The sequence below is a fragment of the Umezawaea sp. genome (assembly GCF_036375055.1).
Lineage (GTDB): Bacteria > Actinomycetota > Actinomycetes > Mycobacteriales > Pseudonocardiaceae > Umezawaea.
Window position 1 is genome coordinate 141,094 of record NZ_DASUSQ010000072.1, and the last position, 22,081, is coordinate 163,174.

The 22,081-nt window shown below is 71.2% G+C and carries 21 protein-coding genes; 15 read left to right on the plus strand and 6 right to left on the minus strand.

What is annotated here, in order from left to right:
• Nucleotides 1-28: 28 nt before the first annotated feature.
• From VFZ92_RS20325 to VFZ92_RS20335, 3 genes are all read left to right on the plus strand, one after another.
• A complete protein-coding gene (locus VFZ92_RS20325) occupies nt 29-376 on the plus strand; it encodes a YbaB/EbfC family nucleoid-associated protein (RefSeq protein ID WP_330877550.1) in 348 nt (115 codons plus the stop codon).
• A complete protein-coding gene (gene recR, locus VFZ92_RS20330) occupies nt 376-984 on the plus strand; it encodes a recombination mediator RecR (protein ID WP_330877551.1) in 609 nt (202 codons plus the stop codon). The genes VFZ92_RS20325 and recR overlap by 1 nt, the downstream gene beginning before the upstream one ends.
• Nucleotides 985-1,117: 133 nt before the next feature.
• Nucleotides 1,118-1,600 carry a uridine kinase family protein gene (locus VFZ92_RS20335; protein ID WP_330877552.1) on the plus strand — a complete coding sequence of 161 codons (483 nt, stop codon included), beginning with the start codon at nt 1,118-1,120 and terminating at the stop codon, nt 1,598-1,600.
• 39 nt (nt 1,601-1,639) lie between these two features.
• Here the strand turns inward: VFZ92_RS20335 and VFZ92_RS20340 are convergent, their stop codons facing one another.
• Entirely contained in the window at nt 1,640-4,882 is a 3,243-nt protein-coding gene (locus VFZ92_RS20340) for an AfsR/SARP family transcriptional regulator (protein WP_330877553.1), read from the minus strand.
• Between the two features lie 262 nt (nt 4,883-5,144).
• Here VFZ92_RS20340 and VFZ92_RS20345 point away from each other — a divergent pair, with 262 nt between their 5' ends.
• From VFZ92_RS20345 to VFZ92_RS20365, 5 genes are read left to right on the plus strand one after another with little or no spacing between them, the layout of a single operon-like run.
• Nucleotides 5,145-6,827 (plus strand): ABC transporter substrate-binding protein, encoded by a 1,683-nt coding sequence (locus VFZ92_RS20345; protein WP_330877554.1) that lies wholly within the window; start codon nt 5,145-5,147, stop codon nt 6,825-6,827.
• Between the two features lie 56 nt (nt 6,828-6,883).
• Nucleotides 6,884-7,888, plus strand: coding sequence for an ABC transporter permease (locus tag VFZ92_RS20350; protein ID WP_330877555.1), 1,005 nt, complete (start codon nt 6,884-6,886; stop codon nt 7,886-7,888).
• Nucleotides 7,889-7,892: 4 nt separating this feature from the next.
• A complete protein-coding gene (locus tag VFZ92_RS20355; protein ID WP_330877556.1) occupies nt 7,893-8,825 on the plus strand; it encodes an ABC transporter permease in 933 nt (310 codons plus the stop codon).
• Nucleotides 8,826-8,830: 5 nt separating this feature from the next.
• Nucleotides 8,831-9,826 carry an ABC transporter ATP-binding protein gene (locus tag VFZ92_RS20360; protein WP_330877557.1) on the plus strand — a complete coding sequence of 332 codons (996 nt, stop codon included), beginning with the start codon at nt 8,831-8,833 and terminating at the stop codon, nt 9,824-9,826.
• Nucleotides 9,823-10,926, plus strand: coding sequence for an oligopeptide/dipeptide ABC transporter ATP-binding protein (locus VFZ92_RS20365; protein WP_330877558.1), 1,104 nt, complete (start codon nt 9,823-9,825; stop codon nt 10,924-10,926). The genes VFZ92_RS20360 and VFZ92_RS20365 overlap by 4 nt, the downstream gene beginning before the upstream one ends.
• 52 nt (nt 10,927-10,978) lie before the next feature.
• Here VFZ92_RS20365 and VFZ92_RS20370 read toward each other — a convergent pair whose 3' ends face one another.
• Nucleotides 10,979-11,548, minus strand: coding sequence for a TIGR03086 family metal-binding protein (locus tag VFZ92_RS20370; protein ID WP_330877559.1), 570 nt, complete (start codon nt 11,546-11,548; stop codon nt 10,979-10,981).
• 66 nt (nt 11,549-11,614) lie between these two features.
• Here VFZ92_RS20370 and VFZ92_RS20375 point away from each other — a divergent pair, with 66 nt between their 5' ends.
• A complete protein-coding gene (locus VFZ92_RS20375) occupies nt 11,615-12,253 on the plus strand; it encodes a TetR/AcrR family transcriptional regulator (RefSeq protein ID WP_330877560.1) in 639 nt (212 codons plus the stop codon).
• On the opposite strand, the gene VFZ92_RS20380 is transcribed toward VFZ92_RS20375, so the two are convergent.
• A complete protein-coding gene (locus tag VFZ92_RS20380; RefSeq protein WP_330877561.1) occupies nt 12,198-12,752 on the minus strand; it encodes a DedA family protein in 555 nt (184 codons plus the stop codon). The two genes, VFZ92_RS20375 and VFZ92_RS20380, sit on opposite strands and share 56 nt — an antisense overlap.
• A gap of 189 nt (nt 12,753-12,941) precedes the next feature.
• Here VFZ92_RS20380 and VFZ92_RS20385 point away from each other — a divergent pair, with 189 nt between their 5' ends.
• On the plus strand, nt 12,942-13,595 hold the full coding sequence (locus VFZ92_RS20385) for a DedA family protein (RefSeq protein WP_330877562.1): 654 nt from the start codon (nt 12,942-12,944) through the stop codon (nt 13,593-13,595).
• On the opposite strand, the gene leuA is transcribed toward VFZ92_RS20385, so the two are convergent.
• Entirely contained in the window at nt 13,592-15,385 is a 1,794-nt protein-coding gene (gene leuA, locus VFZ92_RS20390; RefSeq protein WP_330877563.1) for a 2-isopropylmalate synthase, read from the minus strand. The genes VFZ92_RS20385 and leuA overlap by 4 nt on opposite strands.
• 229 nt (nt 15,386-15,614) lie before the next feature.
• On the opposite strand from leuA, the gene VFZ92_RS20395 reads away from it, so the two are divergent.
• Nucleotides 15,615-15,914: a hypothetical protein gene (locus VFZ92_RS20395; RefSeq protein ID WP_330877564.1), complete on the plus strand. Its 300-nt coding sequence runs from the start codon at nt 15,615-15,617 to the stop codon at nt 15,912-15,914.
• Nucleotides 15,915-15,955: 41 nt separating this feature from the next.
• A complete protein-coding gene (locus VFZ92_RS20400) occupies nt 15,956-16,276 on the plus strand; it encodes a hypothetical protein (protein ID WP_330877565.1) in 321 nt (106 codons plus the stop codon).
• Here the strand turns inward: VFZ92_RS20400 and VFZ92_RS20405 are convergent.
• Together VFZ92_RS20405 and VFZ92_RS20410 are read right to left on the minus strand one after the other, a co-directional pair.
• Complete coding sequence (locus tag VFZ92_RS20405) at nt 16,241-16,831, minus strand: nitroreductase family protein (RefSeq protein ID WP_330877566.1); 591 nt, start codon at nt 16,829-16,831, stop codon at nt 16,241-16,243. The genes VFZ92_RS20400 and VFZ92_RS20405 overlap by 36 nt on opposite strands.
• Nucleotides 16,831-18,039 carry a hypothetical protein gene (locus VFZ92_RS20410; protein WP_330877567.1) on the minus strand — a complete coding sequence of 403 codons (1,209 nt, stop codon included), beginning with the start codon at nt 18,037-18,039 and terminating at the stop codon, nt 16,831-16,833. Before VFZ92_RS20410 ends, VFZ92_RS20405 begins: the two co-directional genes overlap by 1 nt.
• A gap of 99 nt (nt 18,040-18,138) precedes the next feature.
• Between VFZ92_RS20410 and VFZ92_RS20415 the strand changes: the two genes are divergently transcribed.
• The 3 genes from VFZ92_RS20415 to VFZ92_RS20425 all read left to right on the plus strand — a co-directional run bounded on the left by VFZ92_RS20415 (nt 18,139) and on the right by VFZ92_RS20425 (nt 22,010).
• Nucleotides 18,139-19,404 (plus strand): aspartate kinase, encoded by a 1,266-nt coding sequence (locus tag VFZ92_RS20415; protein ID WP_259628872.1) that lies wholly within the window; start codon nt 18,139-18,141, stop codon nt 19,402-19,404.
• The gene (locus VFZ92_RS20420) at nt 19,401-20,465 is read left to right on the plus strand and encodes an aspartate-semialdehyde dehydrogenase (protein ID WP_330877568.1); all 1,065 of its coding nucleotides are present in this window, start codon (nt 19,401-19,403) and stop codon (nt 20,463-20,465) included. Before VFZ92_RS20415 ends, VFZ92_RS20420 begins: the two co-directional genes overlap by 4 nt.
• A gap of 78 nt (nt 20,466-20,543) precedes the next feature.
• A complete protein-coding gene (locus VFZ92_RS20425) occupies nt 20,544-22,010 on the plus strand; it encodes a gluconokinase (RefSeq protein WP_330877569.1) in 1,467 nt (488 codons plus the stop codon).
• Nucleotides 22,011-22,081 lie beyond the last annotated feature (71 nt).

Here is a 22,081-nt window from a genome sequence, read left to right on the forward strand (position 1 = left end):
GGTGGCAAATCCGACGAGAGGAACCGCGGTGCAACCCGGTCAGCCCAACATGCAGCAGATCCTCCAGCAGGCGCAGAAGATGCAGCAGCAGCTCGTCACCGCCCAGGAGGAACTCGCCGACGCCGAGGTCACCGGCACGGCGGGCGGCGGCCTCGTGACCGCGGTGGTGTCCGGTGCGGGCGAGCTGAAGAGCCTCGACATCGACCCGAAGGTGGTCGACCCCGAGGACACCGAGACCCTGGCCGACCTGGTGGTCGCCGCGGTCCGCGACGCCAACCGCGCCGCGCAGGAACTCGCCGCCCAGAAGATGGGTCCGCTGGCCGGTGGCATGGGCGGCATGGGTGACCTCGGCGGTCTGGGCGGGTTGCTCGGCTGATGTACGAGGGTCCCGTTCAGGACTTGATCGACGAACTCGGCCGGCTGCCGGGCGTCGGGCCCAAGAGCGCGCAGCGCATCGCCTTCCACCTGCTGGCGGCCGAACCGGCCGACATCGGGCGGCTCCAGGACGCGTTGCAGAAGGTCAAGGAGGGCGTCGTGTTCTGCGACGTCTGCGGCAACGTCTCAGCCGAGGCGACCTGCCGGATCTGCCGCGACACGCGTCGCGACGTGACCCTGATCTGCGTGGTCGAGGAACCGAAGGACGTGCTCGCGGTCGAGCGCACCCGCGAGTTCAAGGGCCGCTACCACGTGCTGGGCGGGGCGCTCGACCCGTTGTCCGGTGTCGGTCCCGACCAGCTGCGCATCCGGCAGCTGCTCCAGCGGATCGGCAACCAGGTCGACGGCAAGGACGTGGCGGAGATCATCATCGCCACCGACCCGAACACCGAGGGCGAGGCGACGGCGACCTACCTGGTCCGGATGCTGCGCGACTTCCCCGGCCTGACCGTCACGCGCCTCGCGTCCGGTCTGCCGATGGGCGGCGACCTGGAGTTCGCCGACGAGCTGACGCTCGGCAGGGCGATGTCGGGACGGCGCGTGGTGTGAGCGAGGCCGCGCCGGCAGGTCGGGTCACCACCGTCCCGGACCGGGCGGGGACCCCCTCCCCGCCCGGTCCGGGAAACCGGGGCGCGAACCGCCGACCTCGGGCGACCGAGCCGCCGTCTCCGGAGGAGCGGCCGTGACCCCGAGGCTCATCGCCGTGGACGGGCCCTCCGGTGCGGGCAAGTCCACGGTGGCCCGCGCGTTGGCCGCGGAGATGGGCGCGGTCGTCGTGCCGACGGACCACTTCGCCACCTGGGACGACCCGGTGGCGTGGTGGCCGCGGCTGCTCGACGGCGTGATCGAGCCGTTGCTCCGCGGTGAGCCCGGCCGCTACCAGCGGATGGACTGGTCGGAGGGGTGGCCCCGGCTCGGTGGGTGGGTGACCGTCGAGCCGACCGGGGTGCTGATCGTCGAGGGCGTGTCCTCGGCCCGCCGCTCCATCTCCCCGCGCTTGGACCTCGCGGTCTGGGTCGACGGCCCGGACGAGGCCGAGCGGCTGGAACGCGCGGTGGCGCGGGACGGCGAGAAGCACCGGGCGCACCTGCGCCGCTGGCAGGAGTTCGAGCGCGGCTGGTTCGCGGTCGACGACACCCGCGCCCGCGCCGACCGGATCCTCTAGAGCGGTGACCGCGACCCGCACCGGTCAGCGGTCACCGGACTAGCCGAGCAGGCTCCGCAGCGGCAGCGCCTCCGGCGCGCCGATCTCCGTGTACAGCTCCAACGCCTGCCGCCGCTGGTCGTCGGTGTCGCTCGCGTCGCCGACCAGTTGCAGCGCCCGCGCGTGCACGAGCCGCTGCCCGGTGGCGGCGCTCAGGTCGACCGCCCGCCGCGCGCACTCCAGCGCCCGCTGCGGGTCGCCCGTCTCCAGGTGCAGCCTGCCGAGCAGCACGAGCACGTCGACCTCGGCGATGCGCAGCCGGTAGGAGACGGCGCTGTCGAACGCGAGCGACGCGGACCGCATCGCCTCGTCGAGCCGGTTCGCCGCCCGGTGGGCCTGCGCGATGCCCTTGCGCGCCGCGCAGATGCCCCACGGGTAGCTGGTCTCCTCGGCGATGCGCAGCGCCTCGGTGTGCTGCCGCAGCGACTCCTCGTGCCCGCCGAGCCCGTCGAGCGCTTCGCCGAGCACGTTGCGGGCGTCGCAGACGCTCTTGAGGTTCCCGGACTCCTCGGCCAGCTCCAGCGCCTTCTCGGCCTCGTCGACGGCTTCCTGGCTCCAGCCGCGCATCGTGTGCGCCTGGGCCAGGCCCTCGTGCGGGAGGTTCGCGAAGCTGCGGGCGGCGGCCTGGCTGTAGAGGACGCCCGCCCGTTCGAACAGCGCGGCGGCCCGGCCGGGGTGGCCCTGGAGCAGGTGCACCTCGCCGAGCGCGCGGTAGCTGTTGGCCTGCGTCATCCACGCGTCGAGCCGGTTGCCGACCTCCAGCGAGTCCTCGAACGACCTGGTGGCGCGGTCGAGCTGGCCCAGCAGCAGGTAGACGCCGCCGAGGTTGAGCAGCGCGATGCCCTCCTGCTGCGAGGCGCCGATCTCGCGGGTGATCGCGAGCGCGCTCTCCAGGTGCCGCGCGGCCTGCTCCAGCTCGCCGAGGTCGATGTAGACGGTGCCGACGTTCGACAGCACGGCGGCGTTCGCGGCGGGTGCCGTGGCGCCGCGCTCCTGGATCGGGAACGTCCGCAGGTAGTAGTCGACGGCGACGCGGTGCTGGCCGATGGCCCAGTAGAGGGTGCCGAGCGAGGACAGCATCGCGACCTCGCCCACCTCGTCGCCGATCCGCTGCGCCACGGCGAGGCCCGCCTTCGCGGTCGCCAGCCACTCCACGGGCAGGCCCTGCACGTAGAAGTAGCGGCGCAGCGCGTCCGCGAGCTGCCAGCAGTCGGCGCTGGGCTCCCGGTCGGCGGCGTGCACGACGAGCGCCACGAGGTTGGCCCGTTCGGCGTCGAGCCACGCCAGCGCGTCGTCCGGGGCGCAGAACGTCTGCGGTGTCACGTCGGACGCGGTGGCCGCCCTCGGCAGCCGCATGAGCGTGTTCTTCAGCGCGTCGGTGGCGTTGTCCACCGACCGGATCGCCCAGTCCAGCAGCCGCCCGAAGGCGTTCGCGGACTCCGCGGGGTCGTCCTCGAACGCGAGCCGCTCGGCGGCGTAGTCCCGCAGCAGGTCGTGGAACTGGTAGCGGCCGGGCGCGTGGTTGTCGACGAGGTTCGCCGTGGCGAGCCTGTCCAGCCGCCTGCGGGCGTCCTGCGTGGTCAGCCCGCCGAGCGCCGCCGCCACGTCCGGCGTGATGTCGGTGCCCGGCGTGATGCTGAGCAGCCGGAACAGCTGCGCCAGCTCGGGCTTCAGCGCCGCGTAGGACAGGTCGAACGCCGCGTGCACGGCCGCGCGCTCGTCGCCCTCCACGGTCAGCGCGGCCAGCCGGTTGCCCGCCCGCAGCTCCTCCACGTAGGAGGCGATGGTGACCTCGGGGCGGCTCAGCAGGTTCGCCGCGGCGATCCGCAGCGCGAGCGGCAGGTGCGCGCACAGCGAGGTCAGCTCGTCGGCCGCGGCGTCCTGCTCCTGGACGACGTCCGCGCCGAGCATCCCGGCGAGCAGCGCCTTGGCCTCCTCGCTGTCGAGCACGTCGAGGCGCACGTTGCTCGCCGCGTGGCTGACGGCCAGGCCCCGCAGCGTGTCGCGGCTGGTCACGAGCACCGCGCAACCGGGGGAGCCGGGCAGCAGCGGCCGGATCTGCTCCGCGTTGGCCGCGTTGTCCAGCAGCAGGAGGACCCGCTGGTCGGTCATCCGCGACCGGAACATCGCCTCCTGCTCGTCCTGGTCCAGCGGCACGGACTCGGGCGCCACGCCGAGGGCGCGCAGGAAGCGGGGGAGCACGTCCATCGCGCTCAGCGGCGCGCCCCGCGCGTACCCGCGCAGGTTCACGTACAGCTGCCCGTCCGGGAAGTTCGCCCTCATCTTGTGCGCGGCGTGCACGGCCAGCGCGGTCTTGCCGACGCCGGGCGGGCCCGCGAGCGTCACGACGGGCACGCCCTGCGCGGTCCTGAGCAGCGCTTCCACCAGCACCACGGCCTGCGCGCGACCCACGAAGTCACCGATGTCGGCAGGCAGCTGGGCGGGCACCACCCGGTCGCGCTTGCCCTGCGGCGCGGCGGCCCGCACCAGGTCCAGCTCCGGAGAGCCCTCCAGCACCTGCTGGTGCACGCGCCGCAGCTCGTCACCGGGGTCGATGCCCAGCTCTTCGGCGAGCTGGTCGCGCACCCGCCGGTAGGCGGCCAGTGCGTCGGCCTGCCTGCCGCAGCGGTACAGGGCGAGCACGAGCTGCGCCCACAGCCGCTCCCGCAGCGAGTGCTCGGCGGTCAGCCTGGACAGCTCTGGGACCAGCTCGGCGTGCCTGCCCAGCTCCAGGTCGACGTCGACGCGCCGCTCCACGGCGTGCAGCCGCTGCTCGACCAGCCTCGGCACCTCGTCGCGGTGCAGGATCTCCGACGGCACGTCCACCATCGCCGGGCCGCGCCACATCGCCAGCGCCGTCGTGAACAGGCCGGACGCGGCGTGCAGGTTGCCCAGCGCCCGCTCCTGCTCGCCCTGCTCGACGAGGCCGCCGAACCGGACGACGTCGATGGTCTTCTCGTCCACGTCGATCAGGTAGCCGTCCGGCACGGTCCGGATGGGCACGTCCCGGCCGAGCACCTGGCGCAGCCGCATCACGTACGTCTGGAGGGTGCCGCGGGCCCGTGCGGGCGGGTCGGCGCCCCACACGTGCTCGGCCAGCTCGTCCACCGAGACGCTCGTCCCGGCGCGCAGCAGCAGCGACACCAGCAGGGAGCGCTGGCGGCCCGCGCGGACCGGCACCAGCTCGCCGTCGACCAGCACCTGGAGGGGACCGAGGAAGCGGAACTCGAGCTGCGAGCCCATCCGCGACCTCCTCCGCCCGTGTCCGAAGTCTCCTCGCCGGTCGTCCGCCCCGCGCACCGACCCGACCTCTCCGTTGTACAGCCTAGGAGAGCGCTCACCGGATCGTCCGTGCTCACGTTGGGTCAGCGCGCGTGCGCCGGCCGTACCACAATGGCTCTTCGCGTGGCCGTATCGTGACCTGCAGGGTTCCGGAAGGACAACTTGCACCGGTTAGGGTCGGCGACCACACAGTGAGATCGTCGGATTCACCAAGGGGTGTTTGATGCTTCAATCCCGAACGGCTCGGAGCCGTTGGCTGGCCGCGATCGGCCTGGTCGGCGTCTCCGCGCTCGCCTTGTCCGCCTGCGCTCAATCAGAGCGCGGGACCGACAGCGCCGGATCCGGCAAAGTAGGTGGCACGTTCACCTTCGGCGCCGCCGGCGCGCCGAAGCTGTTCGACCCGTTCTACGCGACGGACGGCGAGACGTTCCGCGTCGCCCGCCAGATGTTCGAGGGTCTGACCACCTTCAAGCCCGGCACCGCGGAGCCCGCTCCCGAGCTCGCGGAGAGCTGGTCCCCCAGCACCGACGGTCTCACCTGGACCTTCAAGCTCAAGCAGAACGTGAAGTTCCACGACGGTTCGGCGTTCGACGCCGCGGCGGTCTGCGCGAACTTCGACCGCTGGTACAACCAGAAGGGCGCGGGCACCTCCGACGCCGTGTCCCAGTACTACGTGGACAACTTCGGCGGGTTCTCCGACGGCGCGAAGCCGTCCCTGTACAAGTCGTGCAGCGCGAAGGACACGAACACCGCCGAGATCGTGCTGACCGCGGTGACGTCGAAGTTCCCGGACATCCTGGGCCTGCCCTCGTTCTCCATGCAGAGCCCGACGGCGCTCAAGCAGTACGACGCCGACAACGTGCAGGCGCAGGGCGACAGCTTCGTGTTCCCGGCGTACGCGACCGACCACCCGACCGGCACCGGTCCGTTCAAGTTCGGCGCGTACGACAAGGCCAACAACACGGTCGAGCTCGTCCGCAACGACGACTACCACGGCAACAAGGCGAAGCTGGACAAGGTCGTCTTCCGGATCATCCCGGACGAGACCGCCCGCAAGCAGGCGCTCCAGTCCGGTGACATCGACGGCTACGACTTCCCGGCCGCTGCCGACTGGGACGGCCTCAAGAAGGCCGGCTTCAACGTCGCCATCCGGCCCGCGTTCAACGTCATGTACTTCGGCATCAACCAGTCGGGCAACCCGGCGCTGAAGGACCTGAAGGTCCGCCAGGCGCTGGCCCACGCGATCAACCGCGAGCAGCTGGTCAAGTCGCAGCTGCCCGAGGGCGCGAAGGTCGCGGACGAGTTCATCCCGGAGACCGTCGGCGGCTACACCAAGGACGTCACCAAGTACCCGTACGACGTGGAGAAGGCCAAGGCCCTGCTCACCGAGGCGGGCGCGACCGGTCTGACGCTGAAGTTCTACTGGCCCAGCGAGGTCACCCGGCCGTACATGCCCAGCCCGAAGGACATCTACGGCGCCATCGCCGCGGACCTGGAGAAGGCGGGCATCAAGGTCGAGGCCATCACCAAGCCGTGGAACGGCGGTTACCTCACCGACGTCGACCAGAAGGTGCCGGACGTCTTCCTGCTCGGCTGGACCGGTGACACCGGTTCCGCCGACAACTGGATCGGCACGTTCTTCGGCAACCCGGAGAACCGCTTCAGCACCGGCTCCTCCCCGTGGGGCGCCACCCTCGCGGCCGACCTGAAGAAGGCCGACTCGACCCCGGACCGCGACGCGCGGCTCAAGGCGTACGAGGCGCTCAACAAGCAGATCATGGGTGAGTACCTGCCCGCTGTCCCGATCTCGCACTCGCCGCCCGCGCTCGTGCTCAAGTCGGACGTCAAGGGCATCACGCCCAGTCCTCTCACCGACGAGAAGTTCGGCCCCGCCAGCAAGGGCTGAGCCGCGACACCTCGCCAGAGAGAACAACCAACCAGAGAGAACAACGGGGTAGGTACGTGCTCCGCTACACCGTAAGGCGGCTGATCCAGCTGCTCGGCGTGGTGCTGGTGCTCTCGTTGCTCGTCTTCGCGTGGTTGCGCGCACTCCCAGGAGGGCCGGCTTCGGCCCTCCTGGGGGACCGCGGGACCGACGAGTCGCGGGCGGCGCTGGAGCAGCAACTCGGTCTAGACCAGCCGATCTTCGTCCAGTACTTCAAATTCCTCGGTCGAGCCGTGACCGGAAACTTCGGCAACTCGACCGGTGTGCAGCCGGGTGACTCGGTGGTCGACATCTTCGTCCAGCGGTTCCCCGCCACCCTCGAACTCAGCATCTTCGCGATCGTCATCGCGGTGGTCGTCGGCATCCCCCTCGGCTACCTCGCGGCCAAGCGCCGCGGCACCTGGTTCGACAACCTGAGCGTCGGCGGGTCCCTGATCGGTGTGGCCGTCCCGGTCTTCTTCCTCGCCTTCGTGCTCAAGGAAGTCCTCGCGTCCAAGCTAGGCCTCCCGTCCGTCGGCAGGCAGGACGCCATCGGCGCGACCAGGGTCACCGGCTTCTTCGTCCTCGACGGCCTGCTCACGCAGGAGTGGGACGCGGCGTGGAACGCGCTCAAGCACCTGTTCCTGCCCGCCATCGCGCTCGCCACGATCCCGTTCGCGGTCATCTTCCGCATCACCAGGGCCGCCGTGCTCGACGTGATGGACGAGGACTACGTGCGGACGGCCGAGGCCAAGGGCCTCACCGCGCAGCTGGTGCGCCGTCGCCACGTGCTGCGCAACGCGATGCTCCCGGTGGTCACCACCATCGGCCTCCAGATCGGCGCGCTGCTCGCGGGCGCCGTGCTGACCGAGAAGGTGTTCGCCTTCCCCGGGGTCGGCGAGGCGCTCGCGCTCGGCTTCGAGCGGCGCGACTACCCGGTCCTGCAGATGCTCATCATGGTCGCCGCGATCGTGTACGTGGTCGTCAACCTCCTGGTCGACCTGTCCTACGCGCTGATCGACCCGCGGATCAGGACGAGGTAGCGCCATGGCCATCGGAACCAAGAAGGAGCGCATCGACTCGCTCGCCGAGTCGACCGCCGACGACTCCGGGGTCAGCCTCGCGGCCAGCGCGTGGAAGCGCCTGCGCCGCAGCCCGGTGTTCCTGTTCGGCTCGTTCATCATCGTCGCCTTCATCATCATCGCGGTCATCGCGCCGTGGATCGCCCCGCACGACCCGTCCGCCAGGGACCTCGCGGACCAGGTCATCAAGGCGCGCAACCAGATCCCGGAGCCGCAGCCGGGCCACCCGCTCGGCGGTGACCTCCAGGGCCGCGACTTCCTGTCGCGCCTGCTCGTCGGCGCCCAGCAGACGCTGCTCGTGGGTGTGTTCGCGACGCTGATCGGCCTCGCGGGCGGTCTCGCGCTCGGCACGCTCGCGGGCGCGTTCGGCGGCTGGGTCGACTCGCTGGTCATGCGGATCGTCGACGTCATGCTGTCGATCCCGCAGCTGCTGCTGGCGTTCGGCATCGGCGCGCTGTTCGCCAAGCCGAACCTGTTCACCGTCATCCTGGCGGTGTCGATCGTGCAGATCCCGGTGTTCGCCCGCCTGCTGCGCGGGTCGATGCTGGCGCAGCGGGGCAGCGACCACGTGCTGGCGGCGACGTCGCTCGGCGTGAAGCCGGGGGCGATCGTGTTCCGGCACATGCTGCCCAACTCGCTCGGCCCGGTGATCGTGCAGTCCACGCTGGTGCTGGCGACGTCGATCATCGACGCCGCCGCGCTGTCGTTCCTCGGCCTCGGCAACCCGGACGACCGGGTGCCCGAGTGGGGCCAGATGCTCGGCGGCGCCCAGACCGTGATCGACACGCACCCGCAGCTGGCGTTCTGGCCCGCGGGCTGCATCATCGCGATCGCGCTGGGCTTCACGCTCGTCGGCGAGTCCCTGCGCGACGCCCTCGACCCGAAGAACAGGCGGTGAGCTCGGTGGCACTACTGGAAGTTCGCGACCTCACCGTGGAGTTCCACCGCAAGGGCGAGGAGCCCTTCACCGCGGTGGACCGCGTCAGCTTCGACGTCGAACCCGGCCAGACCGTCGGCCTGGTCGGCGAGTCGGGCTGCGGCAAGTCCGTCACCTCGCTCGCGATCATGGGCCTGCTGCCCAAGCGCGGCGCGAAGGTCAGCGGCACGGTGAACTTCGAGGGCACGGACCTGCTGCGCCTGTCGGACAAGCAGTTGCGCGACAAGCGCGGCCGCGACCTCGGCATGGTGTTCCAGGACCCGCTGTCCTCGCTGAACCCCGTCATTCCGATCGGCCTCCAGGTCACCGAGGTGCTGGAACGGCACCAGGGCCTGAGCCGCAAGGCGGCCATGGTCGAGGCGGCCGACCTGCTCGACAAGGTCGGCATCCCGGACCCGAACCGCAGGCTGTCGGAGTACCCGCACCAGCTGTCCGGCGGGATGCGGCAGCGCGCGCTCATCGCCATCGCGCTGGCGTGCAAGCCGAGGCTGCTGATCGCGGACGAGCCGACGACCGCGCTGGACGTCACCATCCAGGCCCAGATCCTCACGCTCCTGAGGGAACTCGTGCGGGACCTGGGCACGGCCCTGGTGATGATCACGCACGACCTGGGTGTCGTGGCGGGCCTGTGCGACGAGGTGAACGTGCTCTACGCGGGCCGCGTCGTGGAGAAGGCGCAGCGGCACGAGCTGTTCGCGCAGCCGCGCCACCCGTACACGCACGGCCTGCTCGCGTCGATCCCGCGGCTGGACGCCCCCAGGGGTGAGCGGCTCAACCCGATCCGCGGCTCCGTGGCGGACAACATCCCGTGGACCAGCGGGTGCGCGTTCGCGCCGCGCTGCCCGAACGTGCTGGACGTGTGCACCGAGGTGACGCCCGTCCAGGAGGACATCGGGGGCGGCAGGCTGCTGCGCTGCCACAACCCGGTGCAGCCCGAGGTGCCGCAGGAGGTGTCGGCATGACCGCTCCGCTGGTGTCCATCGAGGGCATCAAGGTGCACTTCCCGATCAAGCGGGGTGTCATCCTCGACCGCACGGTCGGGCACGTCTACGCGGTGGACGGCGTCGACCTGGAGATCCACCGGGGCGAGACCTACGGTCTCGTCGGCGAGTCGGGCTGCGGCAAGTCGACCCTGGGCCGGGGCGTGCTCAGGCTCACCGAGCCGACCGCGGGCCGGGTCGTCTTCGACGGCACCGACCTCACGTCGCTCAAGGGCGAAGAGCTGCGCACGATGCGCCGCCGGATGCAGATGGTGTTCCAGGACCCGATGTCCTCGCTGGACCCGAGGCAGTCGGTCGAGTCCATCCTGGTCGAGGGCCTGCACGCCCACGGCCTCGACAAGGACAAGGCCGCGACCGCCAAGCGGCTGCGCTCGCTGCTGTCGTCGGTGGGCCTGCCGTCGACCTCGCTGCGCAAGTACCCGCACGAGTTCTCGGGCGGCCAGCGCCAGCGCATCGGCATCGCCCGCGCGCTGGCGGTCGAGCCGGACCTGATCATCGCCGACGAACCGGTGTCCGCGCTGGACGTCTCGGTGCAGGCCCAGGTGGTCAACCTCCTGGAGGACCTCCAGGAGGAGTTCGGCCTCACCTACCTGGTCATCGCGCACGACCTGGCGGTCGTGCGGCACATCTCCGACCGCGTCGGCGTGATGTACCTGGGCGGTCTGGTCGAGGAAGCCACGTCGGACGACCTCTACGCGGAACCGCTCCACCCGTACACGAAGGCGCTGCTGTCGGCGATCCCCGTGCCGGACCCGGAGGTCGAGGACCGGCGCGAGCGGATCCTGCTCCAGGGCGACCTGCCGTCGCCCGCGAACCCGCCGTCGGGCTGCCGCTTCCACACCAGGTGCCCGTGGAAGCAGAACACCAGGTGCGACACCGAGCGGCCGGTGCTCCGCGAGGTCGAGCCGGGCCACCGGGTGGCGTGCCACTGGGCGGAGGACATCCGCAGCGGCCGGATCAGGCCGCACGCGGTGGAGGCGGTGCTCGTCGAGGAGGACGGCATCTCGCCGGACATCCCCCTCGTGGGCCCGGTCTCGGTGACCGAGGCGCTCAACCCGTAGTCGGAACGGCCCGCAGACCCCCTCTGCGGGCCGTTCCCGTTCTCCGTGGCGGTCAGGCGGGCCACCGGGGAGACCGGCCCAGCCTGCCCACCAACCGGTCCGTCGCGGACGCCGAACCCGGCACCGGCACGGGTGGGGCGAACGACGCGATCCCCGCCGGGTACCGCGCGGTGATGCGCAGGGCCGCCGACGCCAGGTCGTCCTCGAACTCGTACTCCCGCCCCAGCGCACGCGCCAGGTCCCAGGCGTGGACCAGGTTGTCCACGAAGTGCGCGGCCACCAGCGTCCGCCCGCTCCGCCTCCCGAAACCGGGGAACTCCCGCTCCGCGTCGAGCATCCCGGCGGTGTCGAACGCGGCCCACGCGTCCGCGACCGCGGCCTGGTAGACGCCCAGCGGATCCGCGCCGAGCGGCTCTCCCACCACGTCCACGGACTCCCCGCGGGCCCCGGCCGTGAACGCGGCCGTCGAGTCGACCTGGTGCTGGACCAGGTCCCGCACGGTCCACTCGACGCAGGGCGTGGCCGCGCTCCACTCCGCCGCGCTCACCCCCTCGATGAGCGCGAAGTTCAACTCGCAGGCACGACGGTCCAGCTCCACCAGGTCCAGCACGACAACCCCCATCAGATAACTGTACGAACGGTCGTACTATTACCTGGACGCGAGACCCTGTCAACCGAGGGAGCTACCGTGACCACCGTGGCGAACCCGGACGGCCGGTTGGAACGCGGCGAGCAGACCCGGCGGCTCATCCTCAGACGAGCCGCCGACATCGCGTCCGTGGAGGGCCTCGAAGGCCTCTCCATCGGCCGCCTGTCCACCGAGCTGGAGATCAGCAAGAGCGGCGTCTTCGCGCACTTCGGCTCGAAGGAGGAACTCCAGCTGGCCACCATCAGGGCGGCCACCAAGATCTTCGTCGACGAGGTCGTGACCCCGGCGTTCCAGCAGCCCGCGGGCCTGCCGCGGCTGAGGGCGCTGTGCGAGGGCTGGCTGACCTACTCCGAGCACCGCACGTTCCCCGGCGGCTGCTTCTTCGCCGCCGTGCAGCCGGAGTTCAGCTCACGGCCGGGCCGGGTCCGGGACGCCGTCGCCGAGGCGGGTGCCCGGTGGACGGCTCTCATCCGCGACCAGGCGGAGAAGTCGGACCTCGACGACGACCCCGCCCAGGTGGCCTTCGAGGTCGTCGCCTTCCTGGAGGCGGCCAACGTGCAGGCCATCCTGCACAACGCCCCGGACGCCTACGACCGGGCGCGCACGGCCGTTCGGGCCAGGCTCACGCCGCGACCGGCGCGGCGGGAGCCTCGACCACCCGCCGCTGCGCGGCCCTGACCGCCATCCCCGCGGGCACGCTGATCACCAGCGCCACGCCCGACGAGATCGCCACCGCCAGCACGGGGTCGGACACGACCTGCCCGCCGACGTACCCCAGCAGCGCCGCGTAGGCGCTCCACAGCGTCGCCCCGACCACCGCCACCGGCACGAACCGCCGCCGCGGCCAGCGCAGCGACCCGGCGAGGACGGCACCGACGATGCCGCCGCCGGGCACGAACCGGATGGCCACCAGGATCGACTCGCCGCGCGTGGCGAGCTGGCCCGCGGTCCACGCGAGCACCGCCCGCGACCCGGTGCCTCGGGAGAACCGCCGCAGTGCCCGTTCCCCCAACCCCCGGCCGAGTCCGAAGTTGACGAGGTCGGCGAGCGTGCAGCCCACCGCCGCCACGACGATCACCCAGACCAGCGGCAGCTCACCCGCAGAGGCGAGCACCCCGTACCCGATCAGGACGGCCTCGGTGGGCGCGAGCGGCACCACCGCGACCACGAACAGCACGAGGAGGCTTGCTACGGCGGCGTTCACAACCCGTGCAACGCCCGAGGTGGACGTTCGGCTTCACGGTCGGGGGGAACTTCAGCATTCCCACAGGTGGTGCGCCGCACCACCGCCCACACAGGACCCGTCGAGCGGCGGGTAGACCGGTCGACGCTTCAGCGGGTCCGCCGTTCCTGGCAGGATCCGCCCGTGCACATCAACGAGTGGCTCCAGACGATCCCACCGATGGCGATCATCCTGCTGGTCGGCTTCGTGATCGGCTTCGAGAGCCTCGGCATCCCGCTGCCCGGTGAGATCGTGCTGGTCAGCGCCGCACTGCTGTCGGCGCAGCACGTCGTGAGCCCGGTGGCCGTCGCACTGGCCGCCATCACCGGCGCGATCGTGGGTGACTCGATCGGCTACACGATCGGCCGCAGGGGCGGCAAACCGCTGTTCGTCTGGGCGGGCACCAAGTTCCCGAAGCACTTCGGACCCGCGCACCTGGCGACCGCCGAGCGGGCGTTCGAGCGCTGGGGCATGTGGGCCGTCTTCTTCGGACGGTTCGTCGCGCTGCTGCGCATCTTCGCCGGACCACTCGCGGGCGCGCTGCACATGCGCTACTGGAAGTTCCTCACGGCGAACGCGCTCGGCGGGGTCGTGTGGGCGGGCGGCACCACCGCCGTCATCTACTACGTCGGCATCGTCGCGGAGACGTGGCTGAAGCGCTTCTCGTGGGTCGGCCTGCTCGCGGCCGTCCTGTTCGGGATCGGCACCGCGCTGTTCATGAAGCGCCGCGCCGCGAAGGTGGCGGAGAGGGCGGAGACGGGGTCCGCCGCGGCGGACCCCGTCTCCGAGCCCGCCTAGCGGTTCGCGCGGTTCACGGCCGACACGATGCCCGTGAGGGCGGCGGCGGTCGTGGAGTGGTCGATGCCGACGCCCCACAGGACGCGGTCGCCGACGGCGCACTCCAGGTAGGCGGCGGCGCGGGCGTCGTCACCGGCGGTGAGGGCGTGCTCCACGTAGTCCAGCACCCGCACGTCGTAGCCGATGGACGCCAGCGCGTCGACGAACGCGGCGATCGGCCCGTTGCCGTTGCCGTTGATCTCGACCTTCTCGCCGTCGGCCCAGATGGTCGCGGTGATCTCCGCGTGGCCGCTGTCGTCGCTGGCGATCCGGTGCCCGACCAGCTTCAGCGGCACGGCCGGGGTCAGGTACTCCTCGGAGAACGCGTCCCACATGTCCTTGGGGCCGATCTCGCCGCCGTGGGTGTCGGTGACCTCCTGGATCACCCGCGAGAACTCGACCTGGAGCCTGCGCGGCAGGTCCAGGTGGTGCTCGGTCTTCATCAGGTACGCCACGCCGCCCTTGCCGGACTGCGAGTTGACCCGGATCACGGCCTCGTAGTTGCGGCCGACGTCCTTCGGGTCGATGGGCAGGTACGGGACCTCCCACGGGTACTCGTCGACGTGCTGGTCGGCGGCCTTGGCCTCGTCCTCCAGCGCCTCCAGGCCCTTCTTGATCGCGTCCTGGTGGCTGCCGGAGAACGCGGTGAACACCAGGTCGCCGCCGTAGGGGTGCCGCTCGGGCACGGGCAGCTGGTTGCAGTACTCGACCGTGCGGCGGATCTCGTCGATGTCGGAGAAGTCGATCTGCGGGTCGACGCCCTGGCTGAAGATGTTCATGCCCAGCGTCACCAGGCACACGTTGCCGGTGCGCTCGCCGTTGCCGAACAGGCAGCCCTCGATGCGGTCGGCGCCCGCCAGGTAGCCCAGCTCGGCCGCGGCGACACCCGTGCCGCGGTCGTTGTGCGGGTGCAGCGACAGGACGATCGAGTCGCGGCGGGCCAGGTTGCGCGACATCCACTCGATGGAGTCGGCGTAGACGTTCGGCGTGGCCATCTCGACGGTCGCGGGCAGGTTGATGATCATCGGCAGCTCGGGCGTCGGCGCGATGACCTCGGTGACCGCGTCGCACACCTCCAGGGCGTACGACAGCTCGGTGCCGGTGTAGGACTCGGGGGAGTACTCGTAGCGGAACTCGGTCTCCGGGTAGCCCTCGGCGACCTCCAGCGCGTACTTCGCGGCGTCCACGGCGATCTTCTTGATGCCCTCGCGGTCGGACTTGAACACGACGCGGCGCTGGAGGATCGAGGTCGAGTTGTAGAAGTGCACGATCGCGCGGGGAGCGCCGTCCAGCGACTCGAAGGTCCGCTTGATCAGCTCGGGGCGGCACTGGGTCAGCACCTGGATGCTCACGTCGTCCGGGATCGCGCCGTCCTCGATGATCTCGCGGACGAAGTCGAAGTCGGTCTGCGACGCGGCGGGGAAGCCGACCTCGATCTCCTTGAAGCCCATCCGCACCAGCAGGTCGAACATCTTGCGCTTGCGGGCGGGCGACATCGGGTCGATCAGGGCCTGGTTGCCGTCACGCAGGTCGACGGCGCACCACTGCGGCGCCCTGGTGATGGTCTTCGACGGCCAGGTCCGGTCGGGTACCGAGACCGGCTCCACCGACTCGGCGAACGAGCGGTAGCGGTGGAACGGCATGGAGCTGCCGCGCTGGGTGTTCCACGTCGGCTGGTCGGCGGGCGCGGGCCGGGACGGCGGGCGCAGGCGGCTGGTGCCGGAGGTGTACGCGTCGGGGCTGGTGGTCATGATCCGAGTTCTCCTGCTGGTCGCTGGGAATGCAGACGACCGGCGGCATTGCTCGACTCCGCGACGGGGGGCCGGTCTGGTCAGACCCCGTCACGGCAGCGAAGCAGGAGGGTACGCGCCACGTCCGACACTCTAACCACAATTCCGCACGAGGCCGAACCGTTCGACCACATGGTGGAACTTCACCCGTCCGTGTTTGCCGCAACGCGCGCGTGGGAATTCGTTGCACATGTCCAGATGGCGTACAGGAACTCGCAGCGGCAGCTACACGGCTGCCAGGGTGATCAGCGGCGTTGGCGCGCTGTTCGCGATCATCGAGATCATCTACATCCTGATGATCGTGCTCGGCGCCAACCAGGCCAACGCGTTCTTCTCCTTCGTGAGGTCTCTCGCGGAGCCCTTGTCGCTCTTCTTCCCCGGCCTGTTCAGCTTCGAGAACTACAACCTGGCCGTGATCGTCAACTACGGCCTCGCAGCGGTCTTCTGGCTCGTCGTCACGGGCCTCATCGCCCGCCTCATCGCCCGCTAGGTCTGGCTACTGGCCGGTAAGTCTGTGCCACACTGGTCGACATGGCCGAGAACCGGACGAGCACCGGTCACGGCGCCCGCGCGAAGGTCGTGGGCGCCGTGGCCGTCGTCGTCGGGTGGGCGGGGCTCGCCGCGGCGCTCGTCCTCGTCGCCCACGTGGTGCTGACCGTCGGCGAAGCCAACCCGGACAACGGCATCACGTCCACGATCCGCGACCTCGCCCAACCGCTCGCCCTCGGCTTCCACGACCTGTTCACCCCGCGGGACCCGAAGCTCGCCGTGATCGTGAACCACGGCGTCGCGGCCCTGTTCTGGCTGTTCGCCAGGTCACTCGTGCTCAGGCTGGTCCGCAGGCTCGGCTGAGAACGCCGCCTCGCCCCACGTCCCGCTGAACACCAGCTCGGTCAACGGCCTGCGCCCGCGCGGCCGGGTCTCCCTGACCTGGAGCTCCTCCGGCAGGTCGGCCACGTTGCCCAGGTGCCCCACCGCGACGACCACGACCGGCAGCACGTCGTCCGGCAGCGCGAACCCCGCGCGCACGGCGTCGGGGTCGAACCCGCCGATCTGGTGGGTCACGAGCCCGAGGTCCACGGCCTGGAGCACGAGGTTCTGCACCGCGAGCCCCAGCCCGTAGACGGTGTTCGGCAGCTCGCCGCGCTCGTCGGCCGTGACCACCGCGCCGACCAGCAGCGCGGACGCCCGGTGCGCCCAGGTCCGGTTGCGCGGCCGGAGCGCGCCCAGGATCCGCCGGTGGGTGTCGTCACCGCGGTAGCCCAGCAGGAACCGGGCAGGCTGGGTGTTGCCGTGCGACGCGGCCCAGCGGGCCGCCTCCAGCAGCACCCGCATCTGCCCCGCCGACACCTCGGCCACCGGGTCGAACGCCCTCGGGCTCCACCGCCGCTCGATCGCCGGGAGCATCAGATCGCGTACTGCCAGGCCGTGATGGCGTACGCCCCGAACCAGGCGCTGAACACCGCGAGCCCGGTCAGCAGCGCCACGGCCGTCGACGTCCGCCGCTTCGCGATGGCCAGCGCGGCCGGGACCAGCAGCGTGAACGCGGGCAGCAGCAGCCGCGCCTTCGAGTTCATCAACCCGTTCGAACCCAGGTCCATCACCAGCACCCCGATCCCGTAGACCAGCAGGGGCCACTCCAGCCTCCGCCGGAACCCCAGCACCACCAGCGCGATGGCGATCCCCAGGATCCACACGGTCGTCAGCTCCAGCACCGACCGGGGATCACCGAGGTTCGCCAGCGCGAACTTCCAGGTCGCGGCCCCGCCGTCGAACCGCGAGTCCCAGCCGCGCTGCTGCACCGCGAACCAGCCGTCCAGCTGCCCGGTGCGCGCGGCCACGTACCCGAGGTAGCCCAGCAGGCCCAGCGGCGCGATCATCCCGCCGACCCACGGCCGCCACCCGTCCCTGCGGGTCATCACGGACACCAGCGCCGCCAGCCCCACGGCCAGCAGCAGCGCCGCCGCCGTCGGCCGCACCAGACCCGCCGCCGCCGTGCACAGGCCCGCCAGCACCCACTTGCGCTCCACCACGCCGACCAGCGCCCACGCGGCCAGCGCGCAGAACGTGGCCTCGGAGTAGGTCATCGACAGCACGATCGCCATCGGCGACGCGGCGAACAGCGCCACCAGCACCAGCCCGGCGCGCGGCGACCCGTCGCGGATCCCCGCTCCCAGCCGGTACAGGCCGTACGCGCAGAACACGCCGCTCACCAGGCTCACCGTGAACGCCGCCCCGCGCGTCTCCACACCGGGCAGGCCGTCGAGCCAGCGCACCAGCGCGGGGTAGCCGGGGAAGAACGCGAGCGGCGTCTCCGGGGTGCGCCTGCCGAACGCGTCGACCAGGAAACTCGGCACCCCGCCGTAGCCGCCCTCGGCGATGCCGAGGAACCACTGCCCGTCCCACGACGTCAGCGCCGTGGTCGTGCTCTTGCCCCACCGGTCGGCCATCAGCCCGAGGACGAGCAGCCCCAGTTCGCGGATCGCGACGAACACCACCGCGGGAGCCAGCAGCAGGGTGGTCGGGTGTCTCAGCAGCCGCGCCAGCCGCTCGCGCGGCGAGGGGTTCCCGCCGTGCTCCACCGGGGGACCGGCCACCACCCGCACTGTCGACACGGCCACGAGAGTAGTGCCCGTCACGGCCCCCGCTGTCCACTCCTTGACACAGGTAGGCTGCCTGCGACGTGGGAATTTGATCCACAAGGAGGTCAGTCGGTGGCGCTCGTCGTCCAGAAGTACGGCGGTTCCTCGGTCGGAAGCGCCGAGCGGATCAAACGGGTGGCCGAGCGGATCGTCGCGACCCGGAAAGCCGGCAACGACGTGGTCGTCGCGGTCTCCGCGATGGGCGACTCGACCGACGAACTGCTCGACCTGGCCCGCCAGGTGTCCCCGGTCCCGCCCGCCCGCGAGCTCGACATGCTCCTCACCTCCGGTGAGCGCATCTCGATGTCGCTGCTGGCGATGGCGATCGACGCGCTGGGGGCCGAGGCCCGGTCGTACACCGGATCGCAGGCGGGCGTGATCACCACGTCCGTGCACGGCAAGGCGCGCATCATCGACGTGACGCCGAGCCGGATCTCCGACGCGCTGGCCGACGGGGCGATCGCGATCGTCGCCGGGTTCCAGGGCGTCAGCCAGGACAGCAAGGAGATCACCACGCTCGGGCGCGGTGGCACGGACACGACCGCGGTGGCGCTGGCCGCCGCGCTCAAGGCCGACGTCTGCGAGATCTACACCGATGTGGACGGCGTGTTCACCGCCGACCCCCGCATCGTGCCCAACGCCAAGCGGCTCGAGACCATCACCTACGAGGAGATGCTCGAGATGGCCGCGTGCGGCGCGAAGGTGCTGATGCTGCGCTGCGTCGAGTACGCGCGCCGCTACAGCGTCCCCGTGCACGTCCGCTCTTCGTTCAGCAACAAGCCAGGGACCATCGTGTCCGGGTCAGTGGAGGACCATCCCGTGGAACAGGCGATGATCACCGGTGTCGCGCACGACCGGTCGGAGGCCAAGGTCACCGTGACCGCCGTGCCCGACCACCCCGGCGTGGCGGCCAAGATCTTCCGCGTCGTGGCGCAGGCCGAGATCGACATCGACATGGTCGTGCAGAACATCTCGCGCGCCGCCGACGGCCGCACCGACATCACGTTCACGCTGCCCAAGGACGACGGCCCGCGCGCCGTCGAGGCGCTGAACAAGTCGCGCGACGAGATCGGCTTCGAGCAGGTCCTCTACGACGACCACGTCGGCAAGGTGTCGCTGATCGGGGCCGGGATGCGGTCGCACCCCGGTGTGACGGCGACGTTCTGCGAGGCGCTGGCCACGGCGGGGGTGAACATCGAGATCATCTCCACGTCGGAGATCCGGATCTCGGTGATCTGCCGGGACACGCAGCTCGACGACGCGGTCCGCGCGCTGCACGACGCGTTCGAACTCGGTGGGGACGAAGAGGCAGTGGTGTACGCGGGGAGCGGACGATGAGCGGACCTGTCCTGGCGCTGGTGGGCGCGACCGGTGCCGTCGGCACCGTGATGATCGACATCATGGACCGCCGCGCGAGCGTGCCGTGGAGCGAGGTCCGGCTGATCGCCTCGGCGCGGTCGGCGGGGAAGAAGCTCACCGTCCGCGGTGAGGAGCTGACGGTCGTCGCGCTGTCGCCCGAGGCGTTCGACGGCGTCGACATCGCCATGTTCGACGTGCCGGACGAGGTCTCCGCGGAGTGGGCGCCGATCGCGGCGTCGCGCGGGGCCGTCGCGGTGGACAACTCCGGCGCGTTCCGGATGGACCCCGAGGTGCCCCTGGTGGTGCCCGAGGTCAACGCGGACCAGATCGCCAACCGTCCCAAGGGGATCATCGCGAACCCCAACTGCACGACGCTGTCGATGATGGCGGCGCTGGGGGCGCTGCACCGCGAGTTCGAGCTGAGGGAACTCGTGGTGTCGTCATACCAGGCGGCCTCCGGTGGCGGGCAGGCCGCGATCGACCGCCTGTACGCCGAGCTGGAGGCGTTGGCGGGCAAGGAGGTCGGGGTTCGGGTCGGTGACGTGCGCGAGGTCCTCGACGCGGCCGGGCTGCCCGTGTCGGACTCGCCGTTCCCGGCTCCGCTGGTGCAGAACGTGATCCCGTGGGCCGGGTCGCTGAAGGACGACGGGTGGACCAGCGAGGAGCTGAAGGTCCGCAACGAGTCCCGCAAGATCCTCGGCATCCCGGACCTGAAGGTGTCGGCGACCTGCGTGCGGGTGCCGGTCGTGACGACGCACTCGTTGGCGGTGCACGCGGTGTTCGCGCGCGAGGTCACCGTCGAGGCGGCGCACAAGATCCTGGCCGAGCAGCCGACGATCGTGCTGGTGGACGACCCGGCCGAGCTGAAGTTCCCCACGCCGGTCGACACGGTCGGGGAGGACCCGACGTTCGTGGGGCGGGTTCGGCAGGCGCTGGACTTCCCGAACACGCTGGACTTCTTCGTGTGCGGCGACAACCTGCGCAAGGGCGCGGCGCTGAACACGTACGAGATCGCCGAAGGGCTGGCCGAGCGGCTGTAGCGGTGCGGTGACGGGGGCGTGGTCGGCGGGTGCGTCGGCCACGCCCCTTTCGCCGTTCGTTGAGTAGCGTCTGCGGGTATGGCTGAGGCAGTGCTCGGTGTGGACCTGGGAACCACCGCGACGAAGGTGATCGCGGTCGATCGGAGTGCTCGGGTGCTGTTCAGCGCCGAGCACGGCTATCCGTTGCACACCACCCCCTCCGGGGAGGCGACGCACGACCCGCTCCAGGTGGTGGAGGCGGCCTTCCTGGCGTTGCGGGAGGTCGCTGCGTGGTGCGTGTCGTCGGACGTCGACGTGGTGGCGCTGTCGTTGACGGGGGCGATGCACACGCTGCTCGCCCTGGACGCGGACGGTTCGCCGCTCACCGGGTCGTTGAGCTGGGCGGACAACCGGGCGGTCGAGGAGACGGCGCTGCTGCGCGGGACCGAGGAGGGCGCGCTGCTGCACCAGGTGACGGGGACGCCCATCCACCCGTTCGCGCCGCTGTCGAAGTTGGCGTGGTTCACGCGGCACTCGCCCGAACTGGCCCGCGGCGCCCGGTGGTGCGGGTTGAAGGACTTCGTCGGGTACCGGTTGACGGGGCGGCTGGCCACGGAGCACTCGTCGGCGTCCGGCACCGGGTTGATGGACATCCACCGGTTGGCGTGGCACCCCGGTTCGCTGGCGTTCGCGGGGATCCGGGCCGAGCAGCTGCCGGAGTTGCTGGCCCCCGTCGACTCGCTGCCGCTGACGGCGGACGTGCTGGGGATCCGGCCCGGTACCCCGGTGGTCATGGGGGGCGGCGACGGGCCGCTGGCCAACCTCGGTGTGGGGGCCGTGGTTCCCGGCGTGGCGGCGTTGTCGTTGGGGACCAGCGGGGCCCTGCGGGTCGTTCGCGATCAGCCCGGTGTGGACGAACGCGGGCGGGTGTTCTGCTACGGGATCGCGGAGGGCCTGTGGGTGCTGGGGGGCGCGGTCAGCAACGGTGGGGTGGTCGCGCAGTGGGCCGCCGAGACGTTCGGCGTCGAGGTGGGGGCCTTGTTGGACGAGGCCGCGGAGGTGCCCGTGGGAGCCGGTGGGGTGCTGGCGCTGCCCTACCTGCTGGCTGAGCGGGCCCCCTGGTGGGACCCGGACCCCCGCGCTTCGCTGATCGGGGTGCGGCGGGAGCACGGTCGGGCCGAGATCACCCGCGCCCTGGTGGAGGGGGTGGGGCAGCAGTTGGCTCTGGTGCTGGACGCGGTGCGGTCCACGGGGGCCGGGGTGGAGACGGTCCGGGTCACCGGCGGGGCGTTCCGGAGTGAGCTGTGGGCCGTGGTGCTGGCTTCGGCGTTGGGGATGCCGTTGGAGCTGGCCGACGACAGCGAGGGGTCCGGGGTGGGCGCCGCCCTGGTGGGGTGGAGGGCCTTGGGGGTGTTGCCGTCGTTGACGGCGGCGGCTGAGTTGATCGTTCCCGCTCGGACCATCGCTCCTGATGGTGAGGCCGTGAAGTACTACGCGCGGGCTCGGCCTCTGGTGGAGAAGGCCTATTCGGCTTTGCGGGAGTTGCACGCGGAGTTGGTTCGGTGAGGTGGGGGTAGGGGTTCCGCCGGTCCCAGCGGTGGTGGCCGATGCGACTCGGGGACCCCTCGATGTGACCC

Coding starts and splice junctions, on each gene's coding strand:
- VFZ92_RS20340 (WP_330877553.1), bottom strand. CDS start 4,882: ATGGGCTCGCAGCTCGAGTTCCGCTTCCTCGGTCCCCTCCAGGTGCTG.
- VFZ92_RS20420 (WP_330877568.1), top strand. CDS start 19,401: ATGAGCGGACCTGTCCTGGCGCTGGTGGGCGCGACCGGTGCCGTCGGC.
- VFZ92_RS20345 (WP_330877554.1), top strand. CDS start 5,145: ATGCTTCAATCCCGAACGGCTCGGAGCCGTTGGCTGGCCGCGATCGGC.
- VFZ92_RS20365 (WP_330877558.1), top strand. CDS start 9,823: ATGACCGCTCCGCTGGTGTCCATCGAGGGCATCAAGGTGCACTTCCCG.
- VFZ92_RS20355 (WP_330877556.1), top strand. CDS start 7,893: ATGGCCATCGGAACCAAGAAGGAGCGCATCGACTCGCTCGCCGAGTCG.
- VFZ92_RS20395 (WP_330877564.1), top strand. CDS start 15,615: ATGTCCAGATGGCGTACAGGAACTCGCAGCGGCAGCTACACGGCTGCC.
- VFZ92_RS20370 (WP_330877559.1), bottom strand. CDS start 11,548: ATGGGGGTTGTCGTGCTGGACCTGGTGGAGCTGGACCGTCGTGCCTGC.
- VFZ92_RS20405 (WP_330877566.1), bottom strand. CDS start 16,831: ATGCTCCCGGCGATCGAGCGGCGGTGGAGCCCGAGGGCGTTCGACCCG.
- VFZ92_RS20400 (WP_330877565.1), top strand. CDS start 15,956: ATGGCCGAGAACCGGACGAGCACCGGTCACGGCGCCCGCGCGAAGGTC.
- leuA (WP_330877563.1), bottom strand. CDS start 15,385: ATGACCACCAGCCCCGACGCGTACACCTCCGGCACCAGCCGCCTGCGC.
- recR (WP_330877551.1), top strand. CDS start 376: ATGTACGAGGGTCCCGTTCAGGACTTGATCGACGAACTCGGCCGGCTG.
- VFZ92_RS20425 (WP_330877569.1), top strand. CDS start 20,544: ATGGCTGAGGCAGTGCTCGGTGTGGACCTGGGAACCACCGCGACGAAG.